At 38.9% G+C, this 15,854-nt stretch carries 16 protein-coding genes; 8 read left to right on the forward strand and 8 right to left on the reverse strand.

All coding sequences use genetic code 11. The features are described from left to right. Window positions 1–7: 7 nt before the first annotated feature. Window positions 8–733 (forward strand): zinc ABC transporter ATP-binding protein ZnuC, encoded by a 726-nt coding sequence (gene znuC, locus DK858_RS11815; RefSeq protein WP_006536604.1) that lies wholly within the window; start codon window positions 8–10, stop codon window positions 731–733. Beyond that, window positions 726–1,511, forward strand: coding sequence for a zinc ABC transporter permease subunit ZnuB (znuB, locus tag DK858_RS11820; protein WP_109397579.1), 786 nt, complete (start codon window positions 726–728; stop codon window positions 1,509–1,511). The genes znuC and znuB overlap by 8 nt, the downstream gene beginning before the upstream one ends. A 97-nt stretch (window positions 1,512–1,608) precedes the next feature. On the opposite strand, the gene ruvB is transcribed toward znuB, so the two are convergent. The 6 genes from ruvB to aspS form a co-directional block, all read right to left on the reverse strand. Continuing rightward, entirely contained in the window at window positions 1,609–2,616 is a 1,008-nt protein-coding gene (gene ruvB / locus DK858_RS11825; RefSeq protein ID WP_109397580.1) for a Holliday junction branch migration DNA helicase RuvB, read from the reverse strand. 12 nt (window positions 2,617–2,628) lie between these two features. Continuing rightward, on the reverse strand, window positions 2,629–3,249 hold the full coding sequence (gene ruvA / locus DK858_RS11830) for a Holliday junction branch migration protein RuvA (RefSeq protein WP_109397581.1): 621 nt from the start codon (window positions 3,247–3,249) through the stop codon (window positions 2,629–2,631). Window positions 3,250–3,352: 103 nt separating this feature from the next. Then, window positions 3,353–3,874 (reverse strand): crossover junction endodeoxyribonuclease RuvC, encoded by a 522-nt coding sequence (ruvC, locus tag DK858_RS11835; protein ID WP_006536599.1) that lies wholly within the window; start codon window positions 3,872–3,874, stop codon window positions 3,353–3,355. 123 nt (window positions 3,875–3,997) lie between these two features. Continuing rightward, on the reverse strand, window positions 3,998–4,753 hold the full coding sequence (locus DK858_RS11840; RefSeq protein WP_023582074.1) for a YebC/PmpR family DNA-binding transcriptional regulator: 756 nt from the start codon (window positions 4,751–4,753) through the stop codon (window positions 3,998–4,000). Between the two features lie 27 nt (window positions 4,754–4,780). Further along, a complete protein-coding gene (nudB, locus tag DK858_RS11845) occupies window positions 4,781–5,215 on the reverse strand; it encodes a dihydroneopterin triphosphate diphosphatase (RefSeq protein ID WP_185902130.1) in 435 nt (144 codons plus the stop codon). A gap of 3 nt (window positions 5,216–5,218) precedes the next feature. Next, complete coding sequence (gene aspS, locus DK858_RS11850; RefSeq protein WP_109397583.1) at window positions 5,219–7,003, reverse strand: aspartate--tRNA ligase; 1,785 nt, start codon at window positions 7,001–7,003, stop codon at window positions 5,219–5,221. Window positions 7,004–7,269: 266 nt separating this feature from the next. Here aspS and DK858_RS11855 point away from each other — a divergent pair, with 266 nt between their 5' ends. The 5 genes from DK858_RS11855 (at window position 7,270) to DK858_RS11875 (ending at window position 12,330) form a co-directional block, all read left to right on the forward strand. Next, window positions 7,270–7,668 carry an MAPEG family protein gene (locus DK858_RS11855; RefSeq protein ID WP_109397584.1) on the forward strand — a complete coding sequence of 133 codons (399 nt, stop codon included), beginning with the start codon at window positions 7,270–7,272 and terminating at the stop codon, window positions 7,666–7,668. A 187-nt stretch (window positions 7,669–7,855) separates the two neighbouring features. Next, the gene (gene cmoA, locus DK858_RS11860) at window positions 7,856–8,608 is read left to right on the forward strand and encodes a carboxy-S-adenosyl-L-methionine synthase CmoA (RefSeq protein ID WP_109397702.1); all 753 of its coding nucleotides are present in this window, start codon (window positions 7,856–7,858) and stop codon (window positions 8,606–8,608) included. Beyond that, window positions 8,608–9,582, forward strand: coding sequence for a tRNA 5-methoxyuridine(34)/uridine 5-oxyacetic acid(34) synthase CmoB (cmoB, locus tag DK858_RS11865; RefSeq protein WP_109397585.1), 975 nt, complete (start codon window positions 8,608–8,610; stop codon window positions 9,580–9,582). Before cmoA ends, cmoB begins: the two co-directional genes overlap by 1 nt. A gap of 129 nt (window positions 9,583–9,711) precedes the next feature. Continuing rightward, window positions 9,712–10,527, forward strand: a complete 816-nt coding sequence (locus DK858_RS11870; RefSeq protein WP_109397586.1) for a hypothetical protein — start codon at window positions 9,712–9,714, stop codon at window positions 10,525–10,527. A 237-nt stretch (window positions 10,528–10,764) separates the two neighbouring features. Next, on the forward strand, window positions 10,765–12,330 hold the full coding sequence (locus DK858_RS11875; RefSeq protein WP_109397587.1) for an ATP-binding cassette domain-containing protein: 1,566 nt from the start codon (window positions 10,765–10,767) through the stop codon (window positions 12,328–12,330). A 59-nt stretch (window positions 12,331–12,389) separates the two neighbouring features. Here DK858_RS11875 and cutC read toward each other — a convergent pair whose 3' ends face one another. Next, complete coding sequence (gene cutC / locus DK858_RS11880) at window positions 12,390–13,142, reverse strand: copper homeostasis protein CutC (protein ID WP_109397588.1); 753 nt, start codon at window positions 13,140–13,142, stop codon at window positions 12,390–12,392. A gap of 154 nt (window positions 13,143–13,296) precedes the next feature. Continuing rightward, on the reverse strand, window positions 13,297–13,851 hold the full coding sequence (locus tag DK858_RS11885; protein ID WP_109397589.1) for a VOC family protein: 555 nt from the start codon (window positions 13,849–13,851) through the stop codon (window positions 13,297–13,299). 172 nt (window positions 13,852–14,023) lie between these two features. On the opposite strand from DK858_RS11885, the gene argS reads away from it, so the two are divergent. Then, complete coding sequence (gene argS, locus DK858_RS11890; RefSeq protein WP_109397590.1) at window positions 14,024–15,754, forward strand: arginine--tRNA ligase; 1,731 nt, start codon at window positions 14,024–14,026, stop codon at window positions 15,752–15,754. The last annotated feature ends 100 nt before the right edge of the window (window positions 15,755–15,854 follow it).

The raw sequence follows: 15,854 nt of genomic DNA on the forward strand, positions 1-15,854 counted from the left end.
TAATTTTATGTCTGACTTGATTTGTTTAAAATCGGTTTGTGTTTCTTTTGGTGAAAGAGAAATTTTAAAAGATATCTCTTTTAATCTAAAAGCAGGCCGTATTCTTACTTTACTTGGCCCTAATGGTGCTGGTAAATCTACAGTTATCCGTTTAGTTCTTGGTTTATTAAATCCAACCTCAGGAAAAGTTGAGCGTCTAAATGCGCTACGAGTAGGTTATGTGCCACAAAAACTTTATCTTGAACCAACCATGCCACTCACCGTTAAACGTTTTATGACACTAAAACCGGGAGTCCATAATAAAGATATTCTCCCAGCTTTAGAACGAGTTAATGCAGCTAAATTAATCGATCAACCTATGCAGAAACTTTCTGGTGGTGAGTCTCAACGTGTATTGTTAGCAAGAGCATTACTTAATCAGCCTCAACTTTTAGTTTTAGATGAACCCACCCAAGGTGTTGATGTTAATGGTCAATTAGCACTTTATGATTTAATTAATCAGCTTCGCCATGAATTAGGTTGTGCCATCTTGATGGTTTCTCATGATCTTCATCTTGTGATGGCAAAAACAGATGAAGTGCTCTGTTTAAATGGCCATATTTGCTGTTCGGGTACACCTGACGTTGTTTCTTCTCACCCAGAATTCATTGCCATGTTTGGAAGTCGTGGTGCTGAGCAACTGGGTATTTATCGTCATCATCACCAGCATAGTAAGGAGTGTCGTCATGATTGAGTTGCTGTTACCGGGTTGGATTGCCGGTATGCTCTTAGCAATGGCGGCGGGCCCTTTGGGTTCTTTTGTCGTTTGGCGCCGGATGTCTTATTTTGGTGATACCTTAGCACACGCTTCACTACTTGGTGTTGCTTTTGGTTTGCTGTTTAATATCGAGCCTTTTTATGCTGTTATTGCAGTCACGCTCCTTCTCGCTATTTTATTGGTCTGGTTAGAATTAAAACCTCAACTTTCTGTTGATACTCTTTTAGGGATCATGGCACATAGTGCGCTTTCTTTAGGGCTTGTGGTTGTTAGTTTAATGTCGAATGTGCGTGTTGATTTAATGGCTTATCTGTTTGGTGATTTGCTATCAGTAAACTATCAAGACGTTCTCAGTATTTTTATTGGTGTTGTGATTGTTTTATTTGTGATCCTTCGCTCATGGCGCCCTCTGCTTTCCATGACAATTAATCAAGATATGGCATTTGTTGATGGTGTAAATATTCAGAGAGAACGCTTAAAGCTAATGATGATCACCGCATTAACCATTGGTTTAGCGATGAAGTTTGTAGGTGCACTAATCATTACCTCTTTACTGATCATCCCAGCGGCAACAGCACGTCGTTTTGCTCGTTCGCCAGAGCAAATGGCTCTGATTGCAGTCGTTGTTGGTATGTTGGCAATTACAGGCGGTTTAACCTTCTCTGCTTTCTATGATACTCCCGCTGGTCCTTCTGTGGTTTTAGCGGCGAGCTGTCTATTTATCTTAAGTTTATTTGCCCCAACTAAACAGTAATTGAAATATAAATAAGATTTCATGCAAAAAATAACCCTCACTATAATTTCTAGTGAGGGTTATTTTTATGATTCATTATCGAGTTATTGTAAGGAAACTAATCTTCCATAATTCGATTAAAATGACGATAGGCATGATTAGTGGCAACACGGCCTCTTGGTGTACGCTGAATAAAACCTTGCTGAATTAAATAAGGCTCTAATACGTCTTCTATGGTTTCACGCTCTTCACCAATTGCGGCTGCAAGGTTATCTAACCCCACTGGGCCACCCATAAATTTATCAATAATGGCAAAAAGGAGTTTACGATCTAAATAATCAAAACCTGCCGCATCCACATTCAACATATCAAGCGCTTTAGAAGCAATCTCTTCATCAATAGCACCATTGCCCTTTACTTGGGCAAAGTCTCTCACACGGCGCAATAATCGATTAGTAATACGTGGTGTACCTCGTGAACGCATAGCAATTTGGCGAGCACCTTCATCTGTCATCTCTAATCCCATAAAACTAGCACTACGAGAAACAATATGCTGAAGATCGTCAACATGATAAAACTCAAGACGTTGAACAATACCAAAACGGTCACGTAATGGTGATGTTAAAGAGCCCGCTCTTGTCGTTGCCCCTACTAAGGTAAAGGGAGGTAAGTCAATTTTAATTGAACGAGCCGCAGGTCCTTCACCAATCATAATATCAAGTTGATAATCTTCCATTGCTGGGTAAAGAATTTCTTCAACAACTGGTGAAAGACGATGGATTTCATCAATAAATAATACATCATGAGGCTCAAGGTTAGTTAACATAGCAGCGAGATCACCCGCTTTTTCAAGTACAGGGCCTGATGTCGTACGTAAATTCACCCCCATTTCATTAGCAATAATATTTGCTAATGTGGTTTTACCTAATCCAGGAGGTCCAAAGATAAGTAAATGATCGAGTGCATCATGACGTAATTTAGCCGCCTGAATAAAAATCTCCATCTGTTCTCGAACTTGCGGTTGCCCAACATATTCGGCAAGAGATTTAGGGCGAATAGCCCTATCAATAATTTCTTCTTCAGGTTGTTGAATTTCTGCTGAAATCAGGCGATCTGCTTCAATCACAATGTGTTACTCCTAAATAGCCGCGCGTAACGCTTCTCTGATAAGCGTCTCACTATCTGTACCCAGCTTTGCCACTTTACTGATCATTTTTGCCGCTTCTTGTGGCTTATAGCCCAATGCGATTAATGCAGCAGAAGCTTCGGCTTCAATATCAGCCGCTTTTGGCGCTTTAGGTGAAGTGCTTTCAGGTAACTCGATATCACTATTTTCGAATAAATCACCATTAAGGCCTTTAAAGCGGTCTTTCATTTCAACAACTAAACGCTCAGCTGTTTTCTTGCCTACACCCGGTAATTTTACTAATGAAGTGATAGATTCATTTTCAATGGCGGTCACAAATTGGCGAGCAGACATACCAGATAGAATGGCTAAAGCGAGTTTAGGCCCTACACCATTTACTTTAATTAATTCACGAAAGAGTGCACGTTCTTGTTTTTGGTTAAAACCATAAAGTAATTGAGCATCTTCACGTACAATAAATTGCGTATAGATAATGGCTTCTTGGCCAATATCAGGCAATTCATAAAAACAGGTCATTGGCATATTGATTTCATAACCAACACCATTACCTGCTTCAATCAGCACCACTGGTGGCTGTTTTTCAAGAATAATTCCTCTGATACGACCTATCACTCTAACGCCTCCGCAAAAATAATTACGTCAAGTTTATAACATAAAAAAAGCTGGACGTATATCCAGCTTGTGAAAAACCAAAGACATTTACCAAGATAACAACTTATCTTAACCGGCCTCGCGTTAAAACAAGACGCGGATCACCTACACGTAATAAATTTTGGTTAAAGTGGCAATGCGTAATCGCAATCGCCAATGCATCAGCAGCATCCGATTGTGGTGCAGCAGATAATTTTAATATTGAACGCACCATATGCTGTACTTGGCTTTTTTCAGCAGCTCCCGTACCCACTACAGTTTGTTTGACTTGACGAGCGGCATATTCAAAAACAGGGAGATCATTATTAACTGCGGCAAGTATCGCAACACCGCGCGCTTGCCCAAGTTTAAGTGCCGAATCGGCATTTTTAGCCATAAAGACTTGCTCAACCGCAAACACATCTGGCGAAAATTGGGTAATAATTTCGCTAACACCTGCATAAATACGTTTAAGTCGATTAGGAAGGTCGGGAACTTGTGTACGAATACAACCACTTCCCAAATAGATAAGTTGTCGCCCTTGCTGTCGAATTACACCATAGCCTGTAACACGCGAACCAGGGTCTATACCTAAAATGATAGCCATATCAATTCCTGTTGCCGATATGGTCGATGGCGAGAGAAAAGAGCAAAAAATCTGCTCTGCTCTTCTCTTCGCACTTTTAATAACAGCGTTAAACACCGTTATTTTCGATAATCGTCAGAACGATTACAGGATATCTTCCAGTTGTTTTGCAACTTCATCTGAGATATCACCGTTGTGATACACTTCTTGTACGTCATCACTGTCTTCTAACATATCAATAAGACGCATTAACTTTGGTGCCGTTTCAATATCTAATTCTGCTTTAGTCGATGGGATCATTGAAACTTCTGCTGATTCAGCAACAAAACCTGCTGCATCCATCGCATCTTTTACTTCACCAAAAGATTCTGGTGTCGTGTAAACATCAATAGCGCCATCATCAAAAGTTTCAACGTCATCAGCACCTGCTTCTAACGCAGCTTCCATAACGGCATCTTCATCAACACCTGGTGCGTATGAAATTACACCTTTTTTGGTAAACAGATAAGATACAGAACCATCTGTTCCTAAGTTACCACCTGTTTTGGTAAATGCATGGCGAACATCGGAAACAGTACGGTTACGATTATCACTTAAGCATTCAACCATCACAGCAGTACCTGCTGGGCCGTAGCCTTCATAAATGATGGTTTCCATATTATCGTTTTCATCATTACCCACACCACGTGCAATTGCACGATTTAAGGTGTCACGAGTCATGTTATTCGATAATGCTTTATCAACTGCCGCACGTAAACGTGGGTTAGTTGCTGGATCACCACCACCTAAACGTGCTGCTGTAACTAATTCACGGATGATTTTAGTGAAAATTTTACCGCGTTTCGCATCTTGCGCTGCTTTACGGTGTTTTGTATTGGCCCATTTACTATGACCTGCCATGAAATATCTCCAAACGTGGTCTAATCATTAAATAACAAATTCTTCAATCGCTTGCTGATTACTGGCGGATTTTGTTAATTTTGCCGCCAGTGGCGCGTCTAACCATTGGTATTGCGAATGCTCAGTAAGCACAATATCTCGCTCTGCGGGTAGTGCTAATGTAAACCAATGTTCCTGACAATGAGTAACATCTGGTGCATAACGATGCCGAAAATGTGCAAAAATTTCAAAAATAATTGAGCGATGGCAATCCACCAGCTCAAGATTTTCTTTTATGATATCAATTCCAACTTCTTCTTGCACTTCGCGCAATGCCGTTTGAAAAGGCGTCTCCCCCTCCTCTAAACTGCCAGTCACAGATTGCCAGAAATCAGGATCATCTCGACGCTTTAGCATAAGCACCCGTTTGGTCTCTTTTGCATAAATAACAACTAAAACGGATATCGGGCGCTTATATTTCATCATTTACTCTTTATCTTCGCTAACTTCTTTTTGAGTTACTGCAATCGCTAACTCTTTTAAAGCATCTTCATTAGCAAAGCTTGGTGCATTAGTCATTAAACACGCAGCTGCTGTTGTTTTAGGGAAAGCAATAACATCACGAATGTTATCAGTGCCTGTTAACAACATCACTAAACGGTCTAAACCAAAAGCTAAACCTGCATGTGGTGGAGTACCAAATTTAAGAGCCTCTAATAAGAAACCAAATTTTTCTTGTTGCTCATTCGGTGCAATACCTAAAATGCTAAATACCGCTTGTTGCATTTCATTGCGGTGGATACGCACTGAACCACCACCCACTTCATAACCATTAATAACCATATCATAAGCATTTGCCACAGCACCTACTGGGTGTGCAGTCAATTCATCTGGTGATAAGTCTTTTGGTGAAGTGAATGGGTGATGCATCGCACTTAAGCTACCCGTTTCTTCATCTTCTTCAAACATTGGGAAGTCGATGACCCATAATGGTTTCCATGCATTTAAATCAGTCAGTTCAAGATCACGTCCGACTTTCAGACGCAGAGCACCCATCGCATCACTGATTGTGCCTTTACGACCTGCACCAAAGAAGATTAAATCACCGTCTGTTGCACCCGTTGTTTCTAAAATTGAGTTAACAACATCGTTAGTCAGGAATTTAGCAATTGGGCTTTGTACGCCTTCAATGCCTTTCACGCGTTCGTTAACTTTCATCCACGCAAGGCCTTTAGCACCGTAGATACCAACAAACTGTGTATATTCGTCAATATTTTTACGAGTTAATGATGCCCCACCCGGTACACGCAATGCGATAACACGGCATCTTTCATCGTTGGCAGCTTGTGCAAATACACTGAACTCAACATCTTTGACTAAATCAGCGATGTCTTTCAGTTCCATAGGGTTACGTAAATCTGGCTTGTCTGAACCATAACGACGCATTGCTTCAGCAAAAGTCATTACAGGGAATGCACCTAAATCAACATTAAGAATATCTAACCATAATGCATGGATCATACGCTCCATCACTTCGCGTACTTGATCTGCACTCATAAAAGAGGTTTCAACATCGATCTGTGTAAATTCAGGCTGACGATCAGCACGTAAGTCTTCATCGCGGAAGCATTTTACAATTTGATAGTAACGATCAAAGCCAGACATCATTAACAGCTGTTTAAAAAGCTGTGGTGATTGTGGTAACGCGTAGAATTTACCTTTATGTACTCGACTTGGAACTAAATAGTCACGCGCACCTTCTGGTGTCGCTTTTGTCAGCATAGGGGTTTCAACATCAAGGAAACCTTCACCATCCATAAAACGGCGAACAAAGCTTGTGATTTTAGCTCGGGTTTTTAAGCGCTCTGACATTTCTGGGCGACGCAGGTCTAAATAACGATAAGTTAAACGACGCTCTTCAGTATTTGTTTGATTGCTATCTAACGGTAATGGCTCTGAACGGTTAAAAATAGACAGAGATTCTGCCGCTAACTCAATCTCACCTGTTGCCATATTTTTATTAACTTGGCTATCAGGGCGAGCGCGTACTGTTCCTGTGACTTGAATACAAAATTCATTACGCAGTTCTGAAGCCTGAGAAAATGCCTCTTTCTGCTCTGGGTCAAAGAAGACTTGAACAATACCTTCGCGATCGCGCATATCAATAAAGATAAGTCCACCTAAGTCACGGCGACGGTTAACCCAACCACAAAGAGTCACTTTTTGGCCCACATGGGCGCCATTCAACTGCCCACAATAATTAGTACGCATACAATATCCTTTTACTCAGCTTGTTGTGCTTTCTGCTGCGGAAATTTTGGCAATAGTCTTTTTCGAGTAGTGTCAAAAAAAAGGCAGACATTATAACGAAAATTCTTCCCGGAGATAAGAGTATAGACCTAGTTTATATGATACATCTTTTCAAGGATTTGCTAATCCCCAAACAATTAATTAATAATAATTATTTATAGCGACAGAAGTCGCTTTGAGGTTTATCATTAAATTCGCCGTTTTTTGGCTTTGGCAATGGAGAAAAGATGGTTAGCTCGCTTTATATCATACTGGGCGCACTGTTATTGATTAAATTGTCCCTCAATGTCGTAAAACTCAGAACGCAATATCGGGTTGCTTATGGCGATGGTGGCTTTTATGAATTACAAACAGCCATCCGTGTTCACGGCAATGCAGTAGAATATATTCCAATCTCCATGATCTTATTGCTGGTCATGGAAATGAATGGTGCTTTTGTTTGGATGGTACACATCTGTGGCTCAATTTTAATCGCAGGTCGCTTTTTACACTCTTATGGATTAAAACATCGTGAACTTCGCTGGCGTCGTTCAGGAATGGCTGCCACTTACTTATCAATGGTATTGATGATCATTGCTAATATTTATTTCCTTCCTTGGATACAAATCTTTTCCTTTTATTACTAAGTCCTCGTGGGAATAACATGATCATCCATGATCAAAACCGGCATCCTTGCTGTTGTGTCTAATAACGGCAAGGTATCAAAAAGGTTTATTTATTTTTTCCAATTTCTTTCTAAATAATGCAACTTTGTGAGCACCGTCGCTTCTGGTAGAATGCGTGCTTCTTTTATTCCTTAAACCTATTTCAGTTATGTCGAATTCAAAATCATCACAACAAGACAGCTTATTTGCGACACCTATTGCTAACTTGGGTGACTGGCGCTTTGATGAAAAAGTCGCCGAAGTATTTCCTGATATGATAAAACGCTCAGTACCAGGTTACTCAAATATCATCTCCATGATTGGTATGCTTGCAGGTCGCTTTGTTACGCCCAATAGTCAAGTCTATGATTTAGGCTGTTCTTTAGGCGCTGCCACCCTTTCAATCCGTCGCAATATTGATGTTACTGGTTGCAAAATTATTGGTGTTGATAATTCACCTGCCATGGTAGAGCGCTGTCAGCGCCATATTAATGCCTATAAAGCAGATACACCTGTTGATATTATTGAAGGTGATATTCTTGATATCGAAATTAATAATGCCTCAATGGTAGTACTTAATTTCACCTTACAATTCTTAGCACCGAACGATCGCCAACTATTATTAAACCGAATTTACCAAGGTCTTAATCCTGGTGGTGTGTTAGTGCTTTCTGAAAAATTTAGTTTTGAAGATAAAGAAATTGGTGAGTTGCTCTTTAATATGCACCATGATTTTAAACGTGCTAACGGTTACAGCGAATTAGAAATTAGCCAAAAACGTAGCATGTTAGAAAATGTCATGCTGACCGATTCTGTTGAAACGCACAAAGCTCGCTTACATAATGCAGGTTTTCCGCATACAGAAGTTTGGTTCCAATGTTTTAATTTCGGCTCTCTTTTAGCGATTAAAGGCAATAATTAATGATTAATTTTGGCTCGTTTTATCAACTTATTGCGCAAGATGAGCGCTTATTTCATTGGTTAGATACATTACCAGCTCAATTATCAGAATGGCGTTCAAATGCGTTACACGGTCACTTTTCCTCATGGGAAAGAATGCTCGATGGTTTACCTGAAATTACGCCTACTGAGATTGATTTAAAAAATGGTGTAATTGCCCAACACACACCTACATTAAGCGCAGGCGAGCAGCTGGGATTAAGCAACGTTTTAAAAAATTTAATGCCGTGGCGTAAAGGCCCATTTTCACTTTATGGCGTTAATATCGATACAGAATGGCGCTCTGATTGGAAATGGGAGCGTGTTTTACCTCATCTTTCACCACTTAAAGGTCGCTTAGTATTAGATGTCGGTTGTGGTAGTGGCTATCACATGTGGCGGATGTTAGGTGAAGGTGCAGAATTTGTTGTAGGGATCGATCCTACTCAACTTTTCTTATGCCAATTTGAAGCTGTCAGAAAATTATTAGGTAATGACCAACGCGCACATTTAATTCCTGTTGGTATTGAACAAATGCCTGAATTAAATGCCTTCGATACCGTATTCTCAATGGGAGTGCTTTATCATCGCCGTTCACCACTTGATCATCTATGGCAATTAAAAAACCAGTTAGTTTCTGGTGGTGAATTAGTATTAGAAAGCCTTGTTATTGATGGTGATGAGTTTCAATGCCTGATCCCAGGTGAACGTTATGCACAAATGCGTAATGTGTATTTTATTCCATCTGCAAAAATGCTGAAAGTTTGGCTAGAAAAATGTGGTTTTAAAGATGTACGCATTGTCGATGAAAACACAACCTCACTTGATGAACAGCGTAAAACCGATTGGATGGTCACGGATTCATTAGATGCATTCTTAGATGCTGATGATAAAACAAAAACCGTTGAAGGTTATCCCGCACCTAAACGTGCAATATTAATTGCAACTAAGCCTTAATCTTTTATCTAAATTTAAAGGGATATCAAGTTATTTAATATCCCTTTCTTTCATAATATTCATCTTGCCGTTTTATTAAAAGCGCCTTATCCCCCCCCTTTATTTACAGATGAACGATTAAAGAAATCTATGGCAAAGACACCAAAGAGCAAAGTTGCTACTCAAAAAGAAATAACACAAAAAAAACAACACGCTCTTTTACAAAAGAATAAGCGTCAGCAATATAATGATCCTATCTTTTCGTCCTTTATCGAAACCACATCAGCAAAACGCCTTCCATTAACGCCATTACAACGAGGTGTTCAACTCTTTTTTTCATTATTTGACTATGCCACACAACTTTTATATATCGCGTTTATTATTACCGTTTGGTGGTTTCCTGAACATTTCTCAGTTCAAACAATTTATAATCTAACCGTTCTATTTTTATTTGAATTTATTCTCGTGCATTCTGGTGTTTTTATGGCTGCATTTGCTCGTACTAAACTGGTTTTTGCTCTTATTCCCTTTTATGGAATATTTGCACTTATTATCAATAGTATGATTATGGGTGATGAAAACCTGATTATTTGGCTTTATGCTGTGATTGTTGCTAATCGAATTATCAGTGGTTACCAAGTGAAAACTAAAGAAGAAATGGGGAAGAACTTATTCTATTCTGCACTATTAGTTTTAAATTTTATGCTATGCCTTTTCTCTGTCATGATTTTTAAATTCCTAGTCCCTTATGGCGGATTAACGCCCCAATATTTACATGAAATTGACTATCTCCATTTAATCCCACAACACAGTGATTATTTTAATGTTCCACATATTGGTATGGCTTATGGCACTCTATTTTATGGTATTCCTTTAGCCTGCATTACCTATATTAATATATCATCAATATATAAACATATAATGTTCAGAATAAAAGCTAGAGCAATAAAAACCACACACAGATAATCTTATTCAGCCCTTGTTGTTCATCTTTATTCATGTTTAAATACGCATGCTATTTCCACCAATTATTTCTCTTTTTAAGAAGGCACTTCCCTACGATGAATTAAATTCTGCCAGAAAATTTTTCAAATACCTTTTTCGGTATTCACTTTTCTGTTACTGGCAGACAATAATTTACTTCGTCGCATCTAAAAAAAGATCTCGGCTGTCTGCCACCTATTTCGCTTAGGAGGTCTTATTATGACAATAGCCTGCCACTTTTCACAATTGACTATCGAATTTAATCAGCAAAGTCTTTTTCCACCTTTAACTCGTGCATTGTCTTGTCAGCAAAATGCATTAATAGGCCATAACGGTAAAGGAAAGTCTGTACTATTAAGATTATTAGCACAAAAAATATTACCAACCACTGGCCAAGTTAATTGGAATATCCCCTTTGTTCACGTTGAACAATTAACTCGATTACAAGGTAATACACTTGCTCAAGCATTAGACATTCATGAAATTTATCAAGTATTTCAACGTGTTGATGCCGGCATTGCCACATTAGAAGATATTGAGTTACTCGATGGCAAATGGCAATTTCCTGTTATGTGGCAAAATATATTAAATTCAGCACAACTTCCTGTCGCATTAGATACTCCGATTGCACATCTCAGCGGTGGAGAACAAACACGTTTAGCGCTATGTCGTGCTTTTTTATGTGAAAATAGTTTTTTACTCTTAGATGAACCAGATAACCATCTTGATTATCAGGGACAACAATGGCTAATAAAACAATTAGCTCAGCACAAAGCTGGCTCTCTTATTGTTAGTCATAATCGAAACTTGCTCTCGTATGCTGATACTATTTTTGAATTAAGTGAGAAAGGTTTATTTGAATATGGTGGAAATTATACTTTATATGAGACACAAAAACGTGCAGAAATAGCATCGTTGGAAGCAGCAAGTGATCGACTAAACAGCCAAATTAAAAATGAAAAACGCCAGCAACAATCGACATTACAAAAAGCAGCACAACGGAAACGACAAGGCGAATCAATCAGGAAAAGTGGATCTCAGTGCTTACTTTTATTAGATATGCAAACAAATCGGGCTGAACAACGACAATCTGCAGTTGCTAAACGGCATCAGCGTATAATTGATGATATGCAATCTCAAAAGCAAAGCATCGATGAAGAAAAAGCACATGTTCATCAGCAGAAAATGGTATTAAATTATCAAAGTGATGGTCATCGTTTAAATGTATTTGTTAATAATCTTCAGCTTCCATATGGTTATCAGCACCCTATTTCATTTTCAGCTTATGGGAATGAGCATTGGCATATTCAAGGTAAAAATGGATGTGGAAAGTCAACATTATTAAAATGTTTGATCAAACAATTTGCACCACTTTCTGGTGAATTTCGTCTCAACAAAGACTTTTGTTATCTTGATCAACATCTGACTTTACTTGATAAAACATTGCCGGTTGCACAAGCACTACACCAATATCAACCCGCGATTTCTATCGAGCAATGGCGAACACGTCTTGGAATGTTAAGAATTAGAAGTGATAAATCGTTACTGCCACTTGAAAAACTAAGTGGTGGTGAGCAATTAAAAGCAACATTATTGGCTTTAACACATAGCCCAAAACCACCTGCGATATTATTACTTGATGAGCCAGATAATCACCTTGATATAGAATCCAAACAACTATTGGAAGATCTACTCGTTGAATATCAAGGCACATTATTATTAGTTTCGCATGATGAAACCTTTGTTGAACGCTGTGGTATTACGCACACGCTGGTATTAGGCTAGATTAGATAAAAAAACTGCGCTATAAAAAAGCGCAGTTCTAGAATATTTAATCCGTCTAATCAAGATGCTAATGGCGCATAAATACTCATAATATCTTTCATTGCTTCAACAGTATCTTCATCCACACAGTAATGCGTAAATTCATCAATCTCACTGTCAGAGCTCATCGTTACACCCGCTTTACGATAAATCATGGTTGAAGGTGCCACTTTTCCTGCTGAGCTGTGTATTTCTTTTAATCCTGTATCTAGGAATTTTTGGATATTACTAAGCCTTACACCCGCACCCGCCATAATTATAGGGCCTTGTGTTTTTTCATTTAACGTTCGTAACAATGACAAGCCAAGTTCTGCATTCGGTTGCTGTCCTGACGTTAAAATACGAGAAACCCCCAACTGAGTCAGTTGTTCTAACGCTAATAATGGATTAATACACATATCAAAAGCACGATGAAAAGTAATAGCTAATGGACCTGCAAGCTCCATTAAAATTTCCATTTTAGGCAAATCAATATGTCCTTCTTCATTTAAAAGACCAACAACTGCTCCTGAAAAGCCCATATCACGGATCAAACTAATATCATTTTTCATTGCTGAAAAATCAGCTTGTGAATAACAAAAATCACCACCACGCGGGCGAACGATAGGATGAACGGGAATACGAACCAACTCTCTGACTTGTCGTAGCATTCCATAGCTTGGCGTAATGCCGCCTTCTGCCGGACTCGTGCACAGCTCTATTCTGTCTGCGCCTGCTCGTTCTGCTACCAACGCACATTCAGCGCCAAAACAACAAATCTCCAATGTAGCCATATCATCCCTCTCCATCCTTAATAAAGAAAGTAATCAGAAAATAAATATCATTTCTCAGCGATTACTAACAATAGTTGTCGAATATCGTTATTCATTCAATTCCACTATCAGAGTTTTGTGCTGACACAAGCAAACTATTTTCTGAAAATGTCGTTCAACACTCACTTTCTACAATTTCAAGTAACGAATAAGGATGATACTTCACAGTGACTTTTCCATTAGAAATGGCCACCGTTGGATTAGGTAAACGCTCTTTCTCACCTTTAGGTTCACTGATTTTTAAGCTCACATTTTCTGGTAATGTTTGGGGTAAAAAAGACATGACTCGACTCACTAGCTCTCTTGGTTCGACGGAGATTACTTGCTCAATATGCTCCCAACCTTGATATTCATATGTTTTATTTGTGGGAAAAGGCAATTCAACAATTGAAACAGATTGATTTAAAATAGTTAATGGCGTTTCTAATTGAAATAGATATATTGGGCGCCCGTTAATCACATTATCAGAAATACACTTTCCACACTGACTTAATCCTATTCGCCACTGCTCAGCCAAAGCCAAATCGTGACAACGTAACGATACATGATCAGTGGGATAGATAGCTAAATCTATACCCAAACTATCGGCAAATAGTGTCATATTTTCTTCAAACAAAGAAAGCTCACGAGTTAAATCATTTAATTGAGAAATTGAAGAAAATAGCACCATTTTGAATAACCTTAATGAAAAAACAGAGAAAAAACCTTAAAGATAAGGCTGAGATGGTAGCATGTTCTAGCCGGAATATGTTATAAATTCAAGGTTAATCCTAATTCTTTATAAGAAACCTGTCAGGCTTTTGTCGTCAGGTTTTATTTTCTCAATTATTTAAGGTAACCCGGTGAATATTCAGGCTTTTCTTTCAGAAAAAATCAGTGTGGCAATGTGTGCTGCTGGCGCACCCGCTGATAGCGAACCTCTTGTCCGTCAGTCAGCCAAAGTACAGTTTGGTGACTATCAGGCAAATGGTGTCATGGGAGCTGCAAAAAAAATGGGGATCCCGCCCCGACAACTCGCAGAAAAGATCCTAGAAAAGCTTGATATTACGGATATAGCAGATAAAGTTGAAATCGCAGGTCCGGGTTTTATCAATATCTTTTTATCTCCACAATGGGTTGCAAAGCAAGCTGAATACGCATTAGCAGATGAACACCTAAACGTAACCCCAGTTGAACCTCAAACTATTGTTATCGACTATTCATCTCCGAATGTTGCAAAACAGATGCACGTTGGCCACTTACGCTCGACCATTATTGGTGATGCAAGTGCACGTACCTTATCTTTCTTAGGTCATAATGTTATTCGTGCTAATCACCTTGGTGATTGGGGTACGCAATTTGGTATGTTAATTGCGTACTTAGAGAAAAAACAGAATGAAAATGCCGCTGATATGGCGTTATCCGATCTGGAAGAGTTCTATCGTGAAGCGAAAAAACACTATGATGAAGATGAAGTGTTCGCAGAACGTGCGCGTAATTACGTTGTGAAATTACAAAGTGGTGATGAATACTGCCGTACAATGTGGCGTAAATTAGTTGATATCACCATGCAACAAAACCAAGTGACTTATCAGCGCCTTAACGTCACATTAACCGAAGATGACATTATGGGTGAAAGCCTTTATAACCCAATGTTGGCAGGTATTGTTGCTGATTTAAAAGCAAAAGGTCTTGCAGTAGAAAGTGAAGGTGCAACCGTTGTTTTCCTTGATGAATATAAAAACAAGGAAGGCGAACCTATGGGTGTTATCGTTCAGAAAAAAGATGGTGGCTACCTATATACAACAACAGATATTGCTTGTGCAAAATACCGTCACGAAACATTACATGCTGATCGCGTACTTTATTATATCGACTCTCGTCAGCACCAACATTTAATGCAGGCTTGGACAATTGTCCGCAAAGCAGGCTACATTCCTGATTCAATGTCTCTTGAACACCATATGTTCGGTATGATGCTAGGTAAAGATGGTCGTCCGTTTAAAACTCGTTCTGGTGGCACTATTCGTTTAACTGACTTACTCGATGAAGCTCAAGAAAGAGCCCGTACATTAATCGCTGAAAAAAATCCAGATATGGATAAAGACGAATTAGATAACGTTGCTCGTGTTGTGGGTATTGGGGCTGTTAAATACGCTGATTTATCTAAAAATCGTACAACAGATTACATCTTTGATTGGGATCTGATGTTAAGTTTCGAGGGGAACACAGCACCTTATATGCAATATGCTTATACTCGTGTTGCCTCAATTTTCAAACGTGCAGACATTGATGAAGATGCGCTAACACAACCTATCGCACTAACACAATCTCATGAAAGACAGCTTGCATTACGTTTAGTCCAATTTGATGAGACGATTATGCAAGTTTCTCGTGAAGGAACACCTCACGTTATGTGTGCTTATCTTTACGATTTGGCACAAACCTTCTCTGGCTTTTATGAAAACTGCCCTATCTTATCTGCTGAAGATGAAAGCACTCGCCAAAGTCGTCTAAAACTGGCTCGCTTAACCGCGAAAACTTTAAAACAAGGTTTAGATACTTTGGGTATTGAAACGGTAGATAGAATGTAATTTATCGCTGTTTTCAAATCATAGTGATAAAAAAACCGATGGTTAATACCATCGGTTTTTTGTGTATCAAATTTTAATTCAAGATAGCTAAAAATACGTC

The organism is Proteus faecis (assembly GCF_003144395.1).
Taxonomy (GTDB): Bacteria; Pseudomonadota; Gammaproteobacteria; order Enterobacterales; family Enterobacteriaceae; genus Proteus; species Proteus faecis.

Excerpts from the sequence above, each read along its gene's own strand:
- znuC (WP_006536604.1), top strand. The coding sequence starts at position 8 with ATGTCTGACTTGATTTGTTTAAAATCGGTTTGTGTTTCTTTTGGTGAA.
- znuB (WP_109397579.1), top strand. The coding sequence starts at position 726 with ATGATTGAGTTGCTGTTACCGGGTTGGATTGCCGGTATGCTCTTAGCA.
- ruvC (WP_006536599.1), bottom strand. The coding sequence starts at position 3,874 with ATGGCTATCATTTTAGGTATAGACCCTGGTTCGCGTGTTACAGGCTAT.
- DK858_RS11840 (WP_023582074.1), bottom strand. The coding sequence starts at position 4,753 with ATGGCAGGTCATAGTAAATGGGCCAATACAAAACACCGTAAAGCAGCG.
- nudB (WP_185902130.1), bottom strand. The coding sequence starts at position 5,215 with ATGAAATATAAGCGCCCGATATCCGTTTTAGTTGTTATTTATGCAAAA.
- aspS (WP_109397583.1), bottom strand. The coding sequence starts at position 7,003 with ATGCGTACTAATTATTGTGGGCAGTTGAATGGCGCCCATGTGGGCCAA.
- DK858_RS11855 (WP_109397584.1), top strand. The coding sequence starts at position 7,270 with ATGGTTAGCTCGCTTTATATCATACTGGGCGCACTGTTATTGATTAAA.
- cmoA (WP_109397702.1), top strand. The coding sequence starts at position 7,856 with ATGTCGAATTCAAAATCATCACAACAAGACAGCTTATTTGCGACACCT.
- cmoB (WP_109397585.1), top strand. The coding sequence starts at position 8,608 with ATGATTAATTTTGGCTCGTTTTATCAACTTATTGCGCAAGATGAGCGC.
- DK858_RS11870 (WP_109397586.1), top strand. The coding sequence starts at position 9,712 with ATGGCAAAGACACCAAAGAGCAAAGTTGCTACTCAAAAAGAAATAACA.
- DK858_RS11875 (WP_109397587.1), top strand. The coding sequence starts at position 10,765 with ATGACAATAGCCTGCCACTTTTCACAATTGACTATCGAATTTAATCAG.
- cutC (WP_109397588.1), bottom strand. The coding sequence starts at position 13,142 with ATGGCTACATTGGAGATTTGTTGTTTTGGCGCTGAATGTGCGTTGGTA.
- DK858_RS11885 (WP_109397589.1), bottom strand. The coding sequence starts at position 13,851 with ATGGTGCTATTTTCTTCAATTTCTCAATTAAATGATTTAACTCGTGAG.